This window comes from Rhizobium sp. 10N427, from assembly GCF_056394605.1.
Window position 1 is genome coordinate 299,566 of sequence record NZ_JBFTID010000003.1, and the last position, 15,737, is coordinate 315,302.

Here is a 15,737-nt window from a genome sequence, read left to right on the forward strand (position 1 = left end):
CGGGGCTTTGGCATGATCTTGAAAGAAACGACGCGCCGCCGATTTTTATCCTCGGTCGGCGCGGTCGGTGGGTTTGCGGCGGCGGGCCTTGCGATGCCGTTCTATGCGCGGGGCTCGTCAGGCCGGCCGGTCTTTACCTCGGGCGTGCAATCCGGCGATGTCGATGTGGATTCCGGTGTGATCTGGGCGCGGGTCGACCGGCCCTCGCGATTGTTCGTCGAATATTCCACGACCGATAAATTTGCGAACGCCGTTCGGCTTGCATCTTTCGATGTCACGCCCGAGACCGATCTTGCCGGCAAAGTGCTGCTCGATGGATTGCCGCCGGATCAGGAAATCTTCTACCGTTTCGTGGCCGCAGACCTGCAGGATATCAACAGCCGCTCTGAGCCCATTCGCGGTCAGTTCCGCACGGCGCCGTCGCTAAAACGGGATATCCGTTTCGTCTGGTCCGGCGATACGGCAGGGCAGGGATGGGGGATCGATGACGAGGGCATGCGGACCTATCGGACGATCGCCTACCATCGGCCTGATTTCATGATCCATTCCGGCGACACGATTTATGCCGACAATCCGATCCCCGACGAGATCCGTCTGCGAGACGGCGGGATCTGGAAAAACCGCGTGGTCACCGACGAGAAACGGACGATCGCACAGACGCTGTCCGAGTTTCGCGGCCAATGGAAATACAATCTGCTCGACGAGCATGTGACGGATTTCAACGCCGTCTGTCCGGTTTTCTACCAATGGGACGATCACGAGGTGCTGAACAACTGGTCTCCCTCAACCGATCTTCGTGCCGACGACCGTTACAAGGAAAAGTCCGTCTTGGCGCTCGCTGCACGCGCCAGCCGGGCTTTTCACGAAATGACGCCGATCCGCTATGTGGCGGAGGAACCGGGGCGGATCTATCGCAAGGTTTCCTACGGCCCGCTGCTCGATATCTTCTTTGTCGACCTACGCTCCTACCGCGGACCCAACACGCACGGTCTCGACGGCGATCTCACGCCGCAATCGCGGCTTTTCGGTGAGGCGCAGGTGGCGTGGCTGAAGCGCGAACTTGTCCGTTCCACGGCAACCTGGAAGGTGATCGCCTGCGATCTGCCGGTCGGGCTGGTGATCTGGGACGATTATGGAAAGCGCAGCGGCAGTGAATCCGTCTCCAACGGCGACAATGGAGCGCCGCTCGGCCGGGAACTCGAATTTGCCGATCTACTGCGCTTCATCCGCGACGCGGCCATTGGCAATATCGTCTGGCTGACAGCCGACGTGCACTATACGGCGGCTCACTATTACGACCCCGGCAAGGCTAGGTTTCAGGATTTCCTGCCCTTCTGGGAGTTCGTTTCCGGGCCGCTCCATTCGGGCACCTATGGGCGGCAGGAGCTGGACAGGACATTTGGTCCTGAGGTGCGTTTCATCAAGGCGGCACCCGGCGGGATCGAATCCAATCTGCCGCCAAGTGCCGGAATGCAGTTCTTCGGCCTGGTCGATATCGATGGCACAACGGAGCAGATGACCGTGCGCCTGATGGATCGCGATGACAACGAGTTGTGGCGAACGGTCATCGACCCGCAACGTACGAGTTAACCCTGTCTATGGCCGCTCTCGCCTCTCCCCCCTTTCGCAATCGCAAAAAACACTGTATGAGCGCGCCAAACGTAATAGGCGCCTCCTCCCGACGTAGCGCCCCAGCCTCAGAGATTTGATATAATGGCACTTCGCAACATCGCGATCATCGCGCACGTTGACCATGGCAAAACGACCCTGGTGGACGAGCTCCTGAAACAGTCCGGCTCGTTCCGCGAGAACCAGCGCGTTGCAGAACGCGTCATGGATAGCAACGATCTGGAAAAAGAGCGCGGCATCACGATTCTTGCCAAGGCGACCTCGGTCGAGTGGAAGGGCGTTCGCATCAACATCGTCGACACCCCCGGCCACGCCGACTTCGGTGGCGAAGTCGAGCGTATTCTGTCGATGGTGGACGGCGCGATCGTTCTGGTTGACTCGTCGGAAGGCCCGATGCCGCAGACGAAGTTCGTAGTCTCCAAGGCGCTGAAGGTCGGCCTTCGCCCGATCGTCGCGATCAACAAGATCGACCGTCCGGATGGCCGCCACGAAGAAGTCATCAACGAAGTCTTCGATCTTTTTGCCAACCTCGACGCTACCGACGAGCAGCTCGACTTCCCGATCCTCTACGGTTCGGGCCGCGATGGCTGGATGAACGTCAATCCTGAAGGCCCGAAGGACCAGGGTCTTGCACCGTTGCTCGACCTCGTGCTCAAGCATGTTCCGGAGCCGACGGTCCACGAAGGCCCGTTCACGATGATCGGCACGATCCTCGAAGCCAACCCCTTTCTCGGCCGTATCATTACCGGCCGCATCAATTCCGGTTCGATCAAGCCGAACCAGGCCGTCAAGGTTCTGAGCCAGGACGGCAAACTGATCGAAAATGGCCGTATCTCGAAGATCCTCGCGTTCCGCGGTATCGAACGCACGTCGATCGAAGAGGCTCACGCAGGCGACATCGTCGCGATCGCCGGTCTCTCCAAGGGTACGGTCGCCGACACATTCTGCGATCCAGCCGTCACCGAGGCACTGACCGCGCAGCCGATCGATCCGCCGACAGTCACCATGTCCTTCATCGTCAACGACAGCCCGCTGGCCGGCACCGAAGGCGACAAGGTCACCTCGCGCGTCATTCGCGACCGTCTCTACAAGGAAGCCGAAGGCAACGTCGCGCTGAAGATCGAAGAAGCCGAAGGCAAGGATTCGTTCTTCGTCTCCGGCCGTGGCGAATTGCAGCTTGCCGTTCTGATCGAAACCATGCGCCGCGAAGGCTTCGAGCTGGCCGTGTCGCGTCCGCGCGTCGTCATGCACCGCGACGAGAACGATCAGCTGATGGAGCCGATCGAAGAAGTCGTCATCGACGTGGATGAAGAGCATTCCGGCGTCGTCGTTCAGAAGATGTCCGAGCGCAAGGCCGAAATGACCGAGCTGCGTCCTTCGGGCGGCAATCGCGTTCGCTTGGTGTTCAATGCGCCGACCCGCGGCCTGATTGGCTACCAGTCGGAACTCTTGACCGACACGCGCGGCACGGCTGTGATGAACCGCCTGTTCAAGGACTATCAGCCTTACAAGGGTGAAATCGGCGGCCGTACCAACGGCGTTCTGCTAGCCAACGCAGCCGGCGAAGCCGTCGCCTACGCCATGTTCAACCTGGAAGACCGCGGCCCGATGATGATCGAGCCGGGCGAAAAGGTCTATATGGGCATGATCATCGGCATTCACAGCCGCGATAACGATCTTGAAGTCAACGTTCTCAAGGGCAAGCAGCTGACCAACATCCGCGCTGCCGGCAAGGACGAAGCCGTCAAGCTGACGCCGCCGATCCGTATGACGCTCGACCGCGCTCTGTCCTGGATCCAGGACGACGAGCTGATGGAAGTGACGCCGAAGTCGATCCGTCTGCGCAAGATGTATCTCGACGCGAACGACCGCAAGCGTTTCGCCAAGGCGAAGTCGGCCTGATAGCGGCTGCCATTCCTTGATAGTTGAAACCCCGGCCTTCCAGCCGGGGTTTTTATTTGTGCGCCGTGTCGAATCCTTCTTGTCGCAATAGTTAAAAAAGCGTTAAATTTTGCCCATCGTCCACATGTTAAGTCTGTGGGCAATTGGCGACGGCGCATGATCGCGCATGGTTAATTGTCCGCTGAAGGACCAGAGTAGCGTTATGAAGACGTTGTCGATCGATGTTCGGCGGGCCGAGCCGCAAGATGCCCGCGCCATATCGGAGGCGCATCGCCTTGCGTGGCAACACACCTATGCCGGCATCATCCCCCATCGCGCACTGACGCAGATGATCGAACGGCGCGGCGAAGGCTGGTGGCGTAAGGCCACCCGGGGTCCGGCAACGCTTCTGGTTCTCGATGTCGCTGGTACTGTTGCGGGCTACGCAACGCTCGGTCTTAACCGCGCCCGCGCTCTGCCGCAGGAAGGCGAAATCTACGAACTCTATCTTCGCCCGGAATATCAGGGTATCGGCCTCGGCCGTATGCTCTTCGGCGAAGCCCGCCGGCTGCTGAAGTCGCTTGGCTGCAATGGTCTCGTCGTCTGGTGCCTCGAGGACAACGACAATGCCAGCCGCTTCTATCGCGGCCACGGCGGTGTCGATTTCTGCGAAGGCATGGAAAATTTCGACCACAAACAGCTGAAGAAGATCGGCTTCATCTGGAACTGACGGCTGCCGTTTATGGCAGCCTTGCGGCTTGGCCGCGGATCGTCCCATCCACATCGATCAATTGCCAGACCGTGACATCCGCAATCGGAAAGCGCTTTCCCGATTTGCTGATCCTTATGCCCTCGTAGTCGTTGACATAACCGCGCTCGGCGACCTGCCGCAGGAAATTCTCGCGCGCCTGGCGTTCCGGCGCTTCGGCAGACAGCCTCGAAGGCAGTGCCGTGAGCTCCTCCCAGCTATATTCGAAGCGCCGCTGAGCGCTCTTGTTTCCATAGATGAAGACGGGATCTGTGGCCGTGTCGTGTGCCAGGAGGCCAAACGGTGCGTCCTCGTAAAGCCAGCGAACGGCTTCTCTCTGCGTCAGCACCCGGGGCACGAGATCCTTGCCGACAATTCGGCGATAGCTGCCACACAGGAGTTCGAAAAAGTCTTTCTGTTCGTAAAGATGCATGACCGTCTATCGCAATGGGGAATCTGAAAAGCACAGCCAACTTGGATATTGCGACCTGTTTGTGGCGCCGTTTCCCGTTATTGCGCCGATCCCCGAACTTTTGCTTCAAGGCCAAACTCTATTAGCCAAATCGACCGAAGATCGGGCCTCGCATGTTGCGTTGCGAAGAGATTCTGATTATCTGGCAGCCGGAAACCATGCTATATTAGGGGATACTGATGCGCATCGACGCCATTTCCATCGGCAACAATCCACCGGAAGATATCAACGTCATCGTTGAGGTGCCGGTCGGCGGCCATCCCATCAAGTACGAAATGGACAAGGAAGCCGGCACGCTGGTCGTTGACCGTTTCCTCTACACGCCGATGACCTATCCGGGTAATTACGGCTTCGTGCCGCATACGCTTTCGGAAGACGGCGACCCGATCGACGTGCTGATCGCTAGCACCCGTCCGCTGGTTCCGGGCTGCGTCATCAATGTGCGCCCGATCGGCGTGCTGATGATGGAAGACAATTCCGGCAAGGACGAGAAGATCATCGCCGTTCCGTCGCCGAAGCTGACGCTGCGCTACGAGAAGGTCAAGGAATATACCGACCTTCCCGATATCACCGTCAGGCAGATCGAGCACTTCTTCGAGCATTACAAGGATCTGGAGCCCGGCAAGTGGGTGAAGATCTTTGGCTGGAAGGGCTCCAAGGAAGCCGGTGAATTGATCCTCGAAGCCGTCGAGCGCGCCAAGAAGGCGAAGTAAGCTCAGGCCCGAACGAAAGCTTTCAGCCTTTCGACCAGATCCTCCGTATCGCCCTCGATGCGGAGGATTTTTTTGCGCGACGTTTCGCCGGAGACGAGAGCTATCGCAGACTTCGGAACGCGAAGCGATTTTGCGAGAAGGGCGACGAGCGCCTTGTTCGCCTTGCCGTTTTCCGGCACGGCGCTGACGCGGGCCCTCAGGTGCGCGTCGCCTTCGGCATCTGTTTCCAGGCCGTCAATGGCGTCACGTCCGCCGTTCGGCGTCAAACGCACCGTCAGACGGAGATAGCCGTCGAAGATCGTCCAGGCATAATTCACGCCACCAGCGGGAAGATCGTGTTCCACATGAAGGAGCGCAGGAAGAAGATGATCAGCAGCAGGATGATCGGAGAGATGTCGATACCGCCCAGATTCGGCAGCACGCGGCGGATCGGCCGCAGCACCGGTTCGGTGACGTTATAGAGGAACATCCCCACCGAATTGACGAACTGGTTGCTGGAATTGATGACGTTGAAGGCATAGAGCCACGAGAAAATGGCACTCCCAATCAGCACCCAGGTGTAAAGATTCAAAGCCAAATCAATGGTTTGAAAGAGGGCAATCATCGTCGTCTCCAGTTCGTTGTTGACAGACATGTAGCTATTGGCGACTAAACGGGCAAGTGCCGTGTCTTAACGCGCGGTGAATCATGTTTAATGGGCGCGTTTGAACTGTCCCGCGCGGCCCGGTTTCATTGGTTGCCCCCATGTCTTTCTCGTCCACCGGAGACCGTTTTGCGGCGTTCCGGCATTCTTCCTACACCCGGTTCTTCTTCGCGAAGTTCCTGCTGTCCTTCTCGCAGCAGATTCTCAGCGTTGCTGTGGGTTGGCAGATGTACGACCAGACGCGGAGCGCAATCTATCTAGGCCTGATCGGCCTTGTTCAGTTCCTACCGTCGCTGGTTCTGATGCTGGTGACCGGCTCGGTCGCCGACCGCTACAACCGCCGCGCCGTCGCCTCGATCTGCTCGCTCGTCAGCGCGCTCTGCACGCTGGCGCTACTGATCATGACGGTGACCGGCACGTTCTCGCCGATCCCTGTCTTCATCGTGCTGCTGATCTTCGGTATCGAGCGCGCCTTCGCCGCGCCTGCCATCCAGTCGCTGGCGCCGAACCTCGTGCCGGAGAAGGATCTTTCGAACGCGATCGCCTGGAATTCGTCGTCCTGGCAGCTGGCGGCGATTACCGGTCCCGTACTCGGCGGTCTGCTCTATGGCGTCAGTGCGACGACGGCCTACACAGTCTCGGTGGTGTTCGCGATACTCGGCGCCATCCTGCTCTTCATGATCCCGAAGCCTGCGCAGCGCAGTTCCGGTGAGGCAAAGAGCTGGGACATGATCCTCGGCGGCTTCCGTTTCATCAAGGCGGACAAGGTGGTGCTCGGGGCGATCTCGCTCGATCTCTTCGCGGTGCTGCTTGGTGGCGCCACGGCGCTGATGCCGATCTATGCCCGCGATATCCTGACGCTCGGCCCCTGGGGGCTTGGTCTGCTGCGTTCGGCGCCGGGCGTCGGCGCGATCGTGATGGCGCTGTTCCTTGCCGCCCGCCCGATGAAGCATCGCGCCGGCTTCTATATGTTCATGGGCGTCGGTCTGTTCGGCATCGCCACTATCGTCTTCGGCGTCTCGACGCATACCTGGACCTCGATTGCCGCGCTGGCGATCATGGGTGCCGCCGACATGATTTCGGTCTATGTGCGCGAAAGCCTGATCGCGCTCTGGACGCCGGATGAGCTGCGCGGCCGTGTGAACGCCGTCAACATGGTTTTTGTCGGCGCGTCGAATGAACTCGGCGAATTCCGGGCGGGTACGATGGCGCATACGTTCGGCGCCGTGCCTGCGGTCGTGATCGGCGGTCTTGGGACGCTCGCGGTGTCGGTGATCTGGGCGATGAGCTTCCGCCAGCTGCGGCAGATCGATACGCTGGATGCGCCTATGCGCTCAGCGACGCCGGCATAGAGACAGGCGCGCTCTTTGCCGCCTTTCCCTCGAAGACGATATCGAGGAATTCGTTCAGCCAGGCTTTTAGCGGCGCGTCAAAGAGCATGCGCCCTTCCAGATGCTCGCGGCCCTGCTGCGCATTAGGCAGAATAAAGCGATGGGCGCCATGGACGACCCAGCGGTGCATCATCACCCGCGTCAGCTCGGCATGGAACTGCAGCGCCCAGGCATTCTTGTTGTAGCGGAAGGCCTGGTTCGGATAGGCGTCACCCTCAGCCAGAAGCTCGGCGCCGCGGGGAAGGTCGAAGCCCTCGCGATGGAAATGGTAGACCATCTTCGGCCAGTGCATCAACAGCCGGCCCTTTTCGGTCGGATGCAGCGGGTACCAGCCGATTTCCGTCGAGCCATCGGCATTCGCCTGCACCTTGCCGCCGAGATGGCGGACCAGCATCTGCGCGCCGAGGCAGATGCCGAGGAATGGCCGGTTCTCTTTGAGTGGGATGTCCAGCCAGTTGATTTCGGATTTCACGAAATCGTCGGGATCGTTGGCGCTCATGGGGCCGCCGAAGACGACAACGCCGGCGTGGTCGTCGAGTGTTCCAGGCAGTGTGTCGCCGAGAACCGGGCGGCGCATGTCGAGCCTGTAGCCCTTCTCGACGAGAAGCTGGCCGACCCGGCCGGGGCTCGACTGCTCCTGATGCAGAACGATCAGGATCGGGCGCTTGTCGCGATTGACCGGCCGCTCAATCTGCATCGTCTTGCACCACGACCGCATCCGTCACGCGCGCGGCCGCTTCCTGGCGCTTCTGGATACGCTCGCGCGAGGAGACGCCGAGCAGATCGGCGATGCGCCAGATGACGTGGTCTTCCATCTCGCTGCGCTCGCCATCGGCATAGACGATGTCCCAGAGAATGCCGATCAGCTCCAGCCGCTGCTCGGTATTCAGGTGGCGCTTGAGATCCGACGTGAAGCGGTAGTAGTCGACGGCGCTGCTTTCGGCTTCGAGACCGGCGGCGATGACCGCATCCAGCTGTTTGCCGTCGAGGCCATACTGCTCCTTGAGAAGCTTGCGCAGCCGCTTCTTCTCGCTGTCCTTGATCTGGCCGTCGGCCTCCATGACCTGCATGCAGAGAGCGGCCACGGCGATGCGCGGGTCATCGGGGCTGAAACCCTTCCTGCCATCGTCTGCGGTGAGATTGTGGAAGAATGCCTGAAAGCGTTCGAACATGCGGTTGTCGTTCCATCTCAGAAAAGGCGGAGCCGCGTCTTGGGTTCCGGGGCCGCCTTGTTGTCGCGAACGCCTGGGTCGTCAGGCATTCCATAATATGGTTTGGGTTCAAGCTGTCTGACAGGGGCAATCGTTTCCGCCGGCTTTGGAGCCGAGGCGGGCGTTGGTGCAGAAACCGGAGCCGGGCGCACGGCTTCGGCGATGGTTGCGGCGCGTTCCAGTTCGATGATGCGGTGGTCGTTGGCAGGTGCTTCGGCACGCTGTTGGCGCACCGGCGGCAATGTCTTCAGGGCGGCATCGATCGACGGCACAGTGCCTTCCTCGACCGGGCCTTCGAGCTGACCGAAAGGCGCCTTCCATTCGAAAGCATCGAGACGGCCGGTGACGGGCGACACAGGCAGCCATTTGTCGGAGACGAAGCCGTCTGCGACCCAGGCCGGATCGCGCGGCGCCTTCAGCGCCTGGGCCAGCCAGTGACGGACACGGCCCTGATCGCCAGTCTCGGATTCTTCGATATCGGCAAGCAGCAAGAATGCTGCCTCACGCGACTGCATGCGGGCGGCGGCCTCCGCCTTGGCTCTCGCCTTGGCAAAATCCTGAGCGGCAAGGGCGGCCTGGGCGACGACGAGAAGCGACTCGACGTTGTTGGGGCGAAGAGCCTCCAGCTTTTCGGCGCGCTTCAATCTGTCGGTGACGGAATCGCCGCTGCGTGCTTGCACATAAATGCGGCCGACATCCGGATGTGGTCTGGCCTTCCACGCCTGTTCGAGAATGGCGGCAGCCTTGCGCAGCTTGTCTTCGCGAAACAGCGCCTTTGCTGCGACGGTGGCGGCAGGCTCGAAATCGGGGATCAGCTTCAGCGCCTGGAGGGCGTCGTCGCGGGCACCTGCCGGGTCTTTCTCCAGCTTGTCGTCGGCGCGCGCCGTCAGCAGCACGCCACGCAGACGCTCGCCGTCCTGCTTGTCGACGACGCGGGCTGCCTTCTGCTGATCGAGCAGGCGGATGGCATCGTCCCAGCGTCCAGCCTGGCTGCGATATTCCAAGGTCGCCTGTGCGGCCCAGGGAAGATAGGGCGCATTATCGGCAGCCTTCTCGGCATATTGGCGGGCTGCCTCGTTGGCGCCGAGGCGCTTGGCTTCGAGATACAGCCCCCGCAGACCGAGTTCGCGGGTCTCCGGATCGTTGGCCATGGCCTCGAACTTGGCGCGTGCCTCATCGTGCCGGCCTTCGATCAGCGCGGCCTGCGCTTCCAGAAGGTTGATCAGCGGTTCCTGGTCGGCGCGGATCAGGCCGCGCGACCGGGCAGCCATCTTACGGGCGAGAAGCGCATTACCGGCGCCGGCGGCGATCAGGCCGGTCGAGAGCGCCTGATAACCGCGATCGCGCTTGCGGGCGCGGAAATAGCGGGTGACGGAATGCGGCGAGGTCCAGATCATCCGGACCAGCCACCAGGCGATCATGACGAGGGCGATCAAGGCGATCAGGCCGCTGGCGGCGACGATCAGCTTGGTCTGATAGAGCTGGCCTTCCCAAATGAGCGACAGGTCACCGGGCCGGTCGGCGAGCCAGGAGAAACCGTAGCCGAGAACGAGAACCACGAGCGCAAAAATGACGAGCTTGACCATCGGTTCAGCCCTCCTTGCCGGTGCCGGAGACGGCTTTGGACAGGGCTCCGCTGACAAGATCCTCAACCCGGATACGGGCCTCAAGAGATTGCTTGAAGGCTGCCGACGCCTGCTTGGCTGCCGGGGGCAGATCGTTCCATTCGTTGGCGGCGCCCGGAAGGTCGCCGTTTCGAACCTTGTTTTCCATGCGGGCAGCGATCGCCTCGACGCTTTCACCCTCGATATTGCCAACCGGGCGGACGCTGACCAGCGACTTGGCGCTGTTCATCAACCGGTCCGACCAGCTCTGATCAGGGCTCGGCTGGTTCGCGGATTCGACGGCGGCGCTTGCCACATCGGAAACCTGATTGATCAGTTCGGCACGCGAGGGCACGCCGGTTTGGGCAAAGCTTCTGAGATCCTTGGCCGCCGGATCGTCAGGTGAAACGCCTGCGAATGTATCGAGTTCGGCCGTAAACGGGCCACCGCGGTCGATCGCTGCCTTCAGCGCAGCGGCGGCGATCGCCTTGGCGACGGCAACGTCCTGGCGCGGCTCGTTGAGCTTTTTCTCGGCTTCGTCGAGACGCTTGGTCAGATCGGCGCCGCTGGAGGCCTGCTGCTCGGATGTCTGCGTCATCGACGAGCGGATCTGTTCCAGCTGTGCGCTGAGATCGGTGACCTTCTGGTTTAGGGCTTCGACTGCTGCCGGGTCGCCCGCTACGGTTTGCGACGGCGCCTTTGCCGCTGTTTCCAGGGCGGCAATCCGCTTGTCGAGGGCGTCGTCATCCGGGTTCGGCGCGGCCGCCAGATTGGCGATCGACTGCTTCAGGCCATCAAGTTCGGCAGAAAATTCTGCGCTCTGATCGGACTGGGCCTGCTGCGGCGCAGAGCCGGGGAGATATCCGGCATATTGGATGGCACCGGCACCCACCAGTGCCACAAGACCACCAAAAATGCCTGCGGCGATGAGACCCGAAGTCGAGCCGCCGCGCTGCGGCGGCGGTGCGGCAATGACCGGTTCCTCGGCGCGGCAGGGCGCTTCATCGGGCTGTGTTTCCGCGGCCGCGGGCTCTTCCGTGGCGGGGATTTCCGCCTTTGCATTCAGGTCTTCGGAGGCTTGCTCCTTTGCCGCCTGGAGCGAGGCGTTCAGATCGCTGGTTGCCTGGTCGTCAGGGCTCTCAGCCGCCTGCGCAGGCTTCTCTGCTGCATCCTCCTGCTTGGCAAATTCCTGCGCCTCCAGATCGATCGTGACCGGCTGTTCGGTTCTCTTCGAATGGCGTGGCGGGTTTCCCGAAACCATGAGGTCCTCTTTTTTCCTGCATTGCAACGAAACTAGTCAGTGATGCCAGTTAAGGAAAGAGGTTAGATCAAATTTGGGCGGAGCATGCCTTCAAAGGAGCGACAAAAGGCTTTGCTCATCCGGCATCGCGGCTGTCCGGATATTTTTCCTGAGGCCGCCGGGGATGGCAGTTGCTACGGCTTCGCTGAGGCAAAGCAGCTTGGCATCTGTGAGCCAGACAGGTGTGGCTTCGGCTGTGAAGAGCTCAAAGAATGCCAGCGCCGCCTCGCGGGAATAGAAGAGGACGGCGTCTGCTGGTGTCCTGGCCAGCTGTTCGATCTGAGCTAGATCGATGGTGACCGGCTGCATGCGATAGCAGACGGCAACATCGATCTGTAGTTCGAGTTCGGCCGCCCGCTTTTCGAATTTTTCGGCGCGCGGGACGCCAGCCAGATAGGTGATGACGCCGTTTGCCTGACCAGCAATCAGCTCCGCCAGATCACTGCCATCGACGGTGCTTGCGGAGACTGAGGTGAAGCCTGCCGCGTCTGCCGCCTCGGCGCTCGCCGCGCCAACGCAGAATACCGGCCGGGTGAGGTGGCGCGCGAGTTCGCCGGATCTTGCGGTCAGGGACCGAACGGCCTCTGCGCTGGTGATCGCGATCGGGCCGTCATGCGCATCCAATGCCTTGATCGCAGCGTCCGTGTCGTGACGCGGTTCTGACAGAGGCAGAAGCAAGGGCTCATGACCCATGCCCCGCAATCGCTGTGCCGTTCGCTCCCCCTGACGCTGCGGGCGGGTTACGAGCACGCGCATGGAGGCTAGTTCCAGTCGTCGAAGAACGTGGTTCCCGCACGGTCGCGGACATCCTGCCCGGCCCGGGTTCCGAGCGCCGCGGCATCGCGGCGGTTGCCGTCGATGGTGATCGAATGCTGGTGGCGTCCGTCCGGAGTGATGATCAGGCCCGAGAACTTGATCTGGTCGCCTTCGCAGATCGCGTAGCCGCCGATCGGCGTGCGACAGGAGCCGTCGAGAGCACCAAGAAAGGCGCGCTCGCAAGAAACCGCATCGAAGGTCGCCGGATCGTTGATGGCGGCGAGGAGGTTGTCCATCCGCTCGTCACCGATGCGGCTTTCGATGGCGATCGCGCCCTGTGCCGGAGCGGGCGGGAACGTATCGGGGTCGAGAATATCCGTCAGCACATCGACCTTGCCGAGGCGCTTCAGACCGGCGAGAGCCAGCAGCGTCGCGTCGGCCTGACCTTCGGCCAGCTTGCGCAGACGGGTATCGACGAGGCCACGGAAGGTGATGACGTTGATATCCGGGCGCATGCGGCGGATCAGTGCCTGACGGCGGAGCGACGAGGAACCGACGGTTGCGCCGTGCGGCAGGTCGATCAGCTTTGCAGCCGTGCGGCCGATCACCGCGTCGCGGATGTCCTCGCGCGGCATGAAGGCGGAGAGATAGAGCCCTTCCGGCAGCGTGGTCGCCATGTCCTTCGCCGAATGCACGGCGAAATCGAGCTCGCCGATCGCCAGCTTTTCTTCGAGTTCCTGGGTGAAAAGGCCCTTGCCACCGATCTCGGAAAGAGAACGGTCGGTGATGCGGTCGCCGGTCGTGGTCAGCACCACGATCTCGAACATTTCCTCCGGCAGGCCATGCGCGGCCATCAGCCTGTCCCGGGCTTCGTGTGCCTGGGCGAGCGCCAGCGGGCTGCCCCGCGTACCGATCCGGAAAGGTTTTGTTTGCATCCGCTTTGATCCGTTGTTACCGGAAGTCTCGTATCCGGGTTTCCGCCCCATCGCAATCAACGATCAGGTTTCATGGCTCCCTTTCTACGTATCCTCGGCATCGAAACAAGCTGCGACGAGACCGCGGCTGCGGTCGTCGAACGCGATGCGGAAGGCCGCTCGAATGTGCTTTCCGACGTTGTGCTCAGTCAGCTTGACGAGCATAGCGCCTATGGCGGCGTTGTGCCGGAGATTGCGGCGCGCGCGCATATCGAAGCGCTCGACACGCTGATCGAAGAAGCGCTGCAGCGCGCCAATGTGTCGCTGGCGGATGTCGATGCCATTGCTGCGACATCCGGTCCGGGGCTGATCGGTGGGCTGCTGGTCGGGCTGATGACCGGCAAGGCAATCGCACGAGCCGCAGGCAAGCCGCTCTATGCCGTCAACCATCTCGAGGGACATGCGCTAACGGCGCGGCTGACCGATGGGCTTTCCTTCCCCTATCTGATGCTACTCGTTTCCGGCGGCCACACGCAGCTCATCCTGGTGCGCGGCATCGGCCAATACAAGCGCTGGGGTACAACGATCGACGACGCGCTCGGCGAAGCATTCGACAAGACGGCGAAGCTGCTGGGGCTGCCCTATCCCGGCGGTCCCGAAGTGGAGAAGGCGGCGAAATCGGGCAATCCGGATCGCTTTTCTTTCCCACGGCCACTGGTCGGCGAGGCCCGCCTCGACTTTTCCTTTTCCGGTCTGAAGACGGCCGTTCGTCAGGCGGCAACCGAGATTGCGCCCGTATCGGCGCAGGATATTGCCGATATCTGTGCTTCCTTCCAGAAAGCGATTTCGCGCACGCTAAAGGACAGAATCGGGCGTGGGCTGCAGCGTTTCAAAACCGAGTTTCCTGATATCGAGGGTCAGCCGGCGCTGGTGGTTGCGGGCGGTGTCGCGGCCAATCAGGAAGTTCGCGGCACGCTGCAAGCGCTCTGCGGAACGCATGGTTTCCGCTTCATCGCGCCGCCGCTCCGGCTTTGCACCGATAATGCCGTGATGATCGCCTGGGCCGGACTGGAGCGCATGGCGATCGGCGTGGCGCCCGATGATCTCGACGTCCAGCCGCGGTCACGCTGGCCGCTCGATTCCAACGCCGAGGCATTGGTCAATTACGGAAAACGCGGAGCCAAGGCATGAGCGAGCGGATTGCTGTCATCGGTGCCGGTGCGTTCGGAACTGCGCTTGCCGCGGTCATCGCGCTCACCGGCCGCAGCGCCGTGACGCTTGTCGGCCGGGATCCGGCGCTGATGGCCGATCTGGCGGCCGAGCGGCTGCACGATGCGGCACTGCCGGGAATTGCGCTGCCGGAAGCACTGGAATTTTCCGCAGAAGCGGATGCCATCCGCGATGCGTCGATCGTCCTCTTTGCCATGCCCTCGCAAGCGCAGGCGGATGCTGCGCGCCAGTATGGTCCTTATCTGGCTAAGGATGCTGTCGTCGTCACCTGTGCCAAGGGCATCGAACGCGCGACCGGTGCGTTGCTGACCGACATGCTGGAACGGGAGCTTCCGGCTCATTGTGTCGCCGTGCTCTCTGGTCCCGGTTTTGCGGCCGATATCGCCAAGGGCCTGCCGACGGCGATGGCGATCGCGGCTGCTGATATGGACGTTGCCGAGCGGCTAGCGCAGGCGATTTCAGGCCGCACCTTCCGGCTCTATGCGTCGGACGACCGCATCGGCGTCCAGCTCGGGGGCGCGCTGAAGAATGTTCTGGCCATTGCCTGCGGCATCGTCGAGGGCCGCGGCATCGGCGATTCCGCCCGCGCGGCGCTGATTGCCCGCGGTCTTGCGGAAATGTCGCGGCTGGTTGCGGCCAAGGGCGGACAGGCGGGCACGGTTCGCGGGCTCTCGGGGCTCGGCGATCTGGTTTTGACGGCCACCAGCCATCAATCGCGCAATCTGCGCTTCGGCATCGTGCTCGGGCGCGGCGAACAGGCCGATCCAGCGCATGGACAGCTGGTCGAGGGCGCTTTCGCGGCTGCCGTTGCCGCGCGGCTGGCCGGCGAGCTTGGCGTTGACATGCCGATTACCGACGCCGTCTCGGCGATCATCGAGGGCAAGCTCGGGATTGCCGAGGCCATCGAACAATTGATGACACGTCCGATCACCACCGAATAGGAGACTGACATGCTTTTCGCCCTTATTTGCAAGGACAAGCCAGGCCATCTGAACGTGCGCATGGAAACGCGTCCTGTTCATGTCGAATACCTCAACAAGCTGAATGCTGAAGGCAAGCTGGCGATTGCCGGTCCGTTCCTCGATGCCGATGGCAAGCCGAATGGCAGCCTGGTGATCGTCAAGGCCGACAGCCTGGAAGCCGCCAAGGCGCTTGGCGAAGCAGACCCTTATGCCAAGGCTGGCCTTTTCGAGAGCGTCGAGGTGAAGCCCTATAACTGGGTCTTCAACAATCCGGAGGCTTGAG

Annotated in this window: 17 protein-coding genes; 8 read left to right on the forward strand and 9 right to left on the reverse strand. The window is 61.7% G+C overall.

Annotated elements, in window-relative coordinates; translation table 11 throughout:
* Positions 1 to 12: 12 nt before the first annotated feature.
* From AC1DIJ_RS08900 to AC1DIJ_RS08910, 3 genes are all read left to right on the forward strand, one after another.
* A complete protein-coding gene (locus AC1DIJ_RS08900; protein WP_112385803.1) occupies positions 13 to 1,590 on the forward strand; it encodes an alkaline phosphatase D family protein in 1,578 nt (525 codons plus the stop codon).
* Positions 1,591 to 1,713: 123 nt separating this feature from the next.
* Positions 1,714 to 3,531 carry a translational GTPase TypA gene (typA, locus tag AC1DIJ_RS08905; RefSeq protein WP_112385802.1) on the forward strand — a complete coding sequence of 606 codons (1,818 nt, stop codon included), beginning with the start codon at positions 1,714 to 1,716 and terminating at the stop codon, positions 3,529 to 3,531.
* A 202-nt stretch (positions 3,532 to 3,733) separates the two neighbouring features.
* The gene (locus AC1DIJ_RS08910; protein WP_112385801.1) at positions 3,734 to 4,240 is read left to right on the forward strand and encodes a GNAT family N-acetyltransferase; all 507 of its coding nucleotides are present in this window, start codon (positions 3,734 to 3,736) and stop codon (positions 4,238 to 4,240) included.
* A 10-nt stretch (positions 4,241 to 4,250) separates the two neighbouring features.
* On the opposite strand, the gene AC1DIJ_RS08915 is transcribed toward AC1DIJ_RS08910, so the two are convergent.
* Positions 4,251 to 4,691, reverse strand: a complete 441-nt coding sequence (locus tag AC1DIJ_RS08915) for an MEKHLA domain-containing protein (RefSeq protein WP_112385800.1) — start codon at positions 4,689 to 4,691, stop codon at positions 4,251 to 4,253.
* A 218-nt stretch (positions 4,692 to 4,909) separates the two neighbouring features.
* Between AC1DIJ_RS08915 and ppa the strand changes: the two genes are divergently transcribed.
* A complete protein-coding gene (ppa, locus tag AC1DIJ_RS08920; RefSeq protein WP_112385799.1) occupies positions 4,910 to 5,443 on the forward strand; it encodes an inorganic diphosphatase in 534 nt (177 codons plus the stop codon).
* Positions 5,444 to 5,445: 2 nt separating this feature from the next.
* Here the strand turns inward: ppa and AC1DIJ_RS08925 are convergent, their stop codons facing one another.
* Positions 5,446 to 5,760 (reverse strand): DUF167 domain-containing protein, encoded by a 315-nt coding sequence (locus AC1DIJ_RS08925; RefSeq protein WP_112385798.1) that lies wholly within the window; start codon positions 5,758 to 5,760, stop codon positions 5,446 to 5,448.
* Complete coding sequence (locus AC1DIJ_RS08930; RefSeq protein ID WP_112386055.1) at positions 5,757 to 6,047, reverse strand: YggT family protein; 291 nt, start codon at positions 6,045 to 6,047, stop codon at positions 5,757 to 5,759. Before AC1DIJ_RS08930 ends, AC1DIJ_RS08925 begins: the two co-directional genes overlap by 4 nt.
* A 140-nt stretch (positions 6,048 to 6,187) precedes the next feature.
* Between AC1DIJ_RS08930 and AC1DIJ_RS08935 the strand changes: the two genes are divergently transcribed.
* On the forward strand, positions 6,188 to 7,438 hold the full coding sequence (locus AC1DIJ_RS08935) for an MFS transporter (RefSeq protein WP_112385797.1): 1,251 nt from the start codon (positions 6,188 to 6,190) through the stop codon (positions 7,436 to 7,438).
* Here the strand turns inward: AC1DIJ_RS08935 and AC1DIJ_RS08940 are convergent.
* The 6 genes from AC1DIJ_RS08940 to hemC form a co-directional block, all read right to left on the reverse strand.
* The gene (locus AC1DIJ_RS08940) at positions 7,413 to 8,174 is read right to left on the reverse strand and encodes a glutamine amidotransferase (protein WP_112385796.1); all 762 of its coding nucleotides are present in this window, start codon (positions 8,172 to 8,174) and stop codon (positions 7,413 to 7,415) included. The genes AC1DIJ_RS08935 and AC1DIJ_RS08940 overlap by 26 nt on opposite strands.
* Complete coding sequence (locus AC1DIJ_RS08945; RefSeq protein WP_112385795.1) at positions 8,164 to 8,649, reverse strand: tellurite resistance TerB family protein; 486 nt, start codon at positions 8,647 to 8,649, stop codon at positions 8,164 to 8,166. Before AC1DIJ_RS08945 ends, AC1DIJ_RS08940 begins: the two co-directional genes overlap by 11 nt.
* A 17-nt stretch (positions 8,650 to 8,666) precedes the next feature.
* On the reverse strand, positions 8,667 to 10,274 hold the full coding sequence (locus AC1DIJ_RS08950; protein WP_112385794.1) for a heme biosynthesis protein HemY: 1,608 nt from the start codon (positions 10,272 to 10,274) through the stop codon (positions 8,667 to 8,669).
* A 4-nt stretch (positions 10,275 to 10,278) separates the two neighbouring features.
* On the reverse strand, positions 10,279 to 11,553 hold the full coding sequence (locus AC1DIJ_RS08955) for a COG4223 family protein (protein ID WP_112385793.1): 1,275 nt from the start codon (positions 11,551 to 11,553) through the stop codon (positions 10,279 to 10,281).
* A gap of 90 nt (positions 11,554 to 11,643) precedes the next feature.
* Complete coding sequence (locus AC1DIJ_RS08960) at positions 11,644 to 12,348, reverse strand: uroporphyrinogen-III synthase (RefSeq protein ID WP_112385792.1); 705 nt, start codon at positions 12,346 to 12,348, stop codon at positions 11,644 to 11,646.
* 5 nt (positions 12,349 to 12,353) lie between these two features.
* Positions 12,354 to 13,283: a hydroxymethylbilane synthase gene (hemC, locus tag AC1DIJ_RS08965; protein ID WP_112385791.1), complete on the reverse strand. Its 930-nt coding sequence runs from the start codon at positions 13,281 to 13,283 to the stop codon at positions 12,354 to 12,356.
* A 72-nt stretch (positions 13,284 to 13,355) separates the two neighbouring features.
* Between hemC and tsaD the strand changes: the two genes are divergently transcribed.
* Genes tsaD through AC1DIJ_RS08980 form a run of 3 tightly spaced genes read left to right on the forward strand, consistent with a single transcriptional unit; the run spans position 13,356 to position 15,736 of the window.
* The gene (tsaD, locus tag AC1DIJ_RS08970; protein WP_112385790.1) at positions 13,356 to 14,453 is read left to right on the forward strand and encodes a tRNA (adenosine(37)-N6)-threonylcarbamoyltransferase complex transferase subunit TsaD; all 1,098 of its coding nucleotides are present in this window, start codon (positions 13,356 to 13,358) and stop codon (positions 14,451 to 14,453) included.
* Complete coding sequence (locus AC1DIJ_RS08975) at positions 14,450 to 15,433, forward strand: NAD(P)H-dependent glycerol-3-phosphate dehydrogenase (RefSeq protein WP_112385789.1); 984 nt, start codon at positions 14,450 to 14,452, stop codon at positions 15,431 to 15,433. The genes tsaD and AC1DIJ_RS08975 overlap by 4 nt, the downstream gene beginning before the upstream one ends.
* Positions 15,434 to 15,442: 9 nt before the next feature.
* Positions 15,443 to 15,736, forward strand: a complete 294-nt coding sequence (locus AC1DIJ_RS08980; RefSeq protein ID WP_112385788.1) for a YciI-like protein — start codon at positions 15,443 to 15,445, stop codon at positions 15,734 to 15,736.
* The last annotated feature ends 1 nt before the right edge of the window (position 15,737 follow it).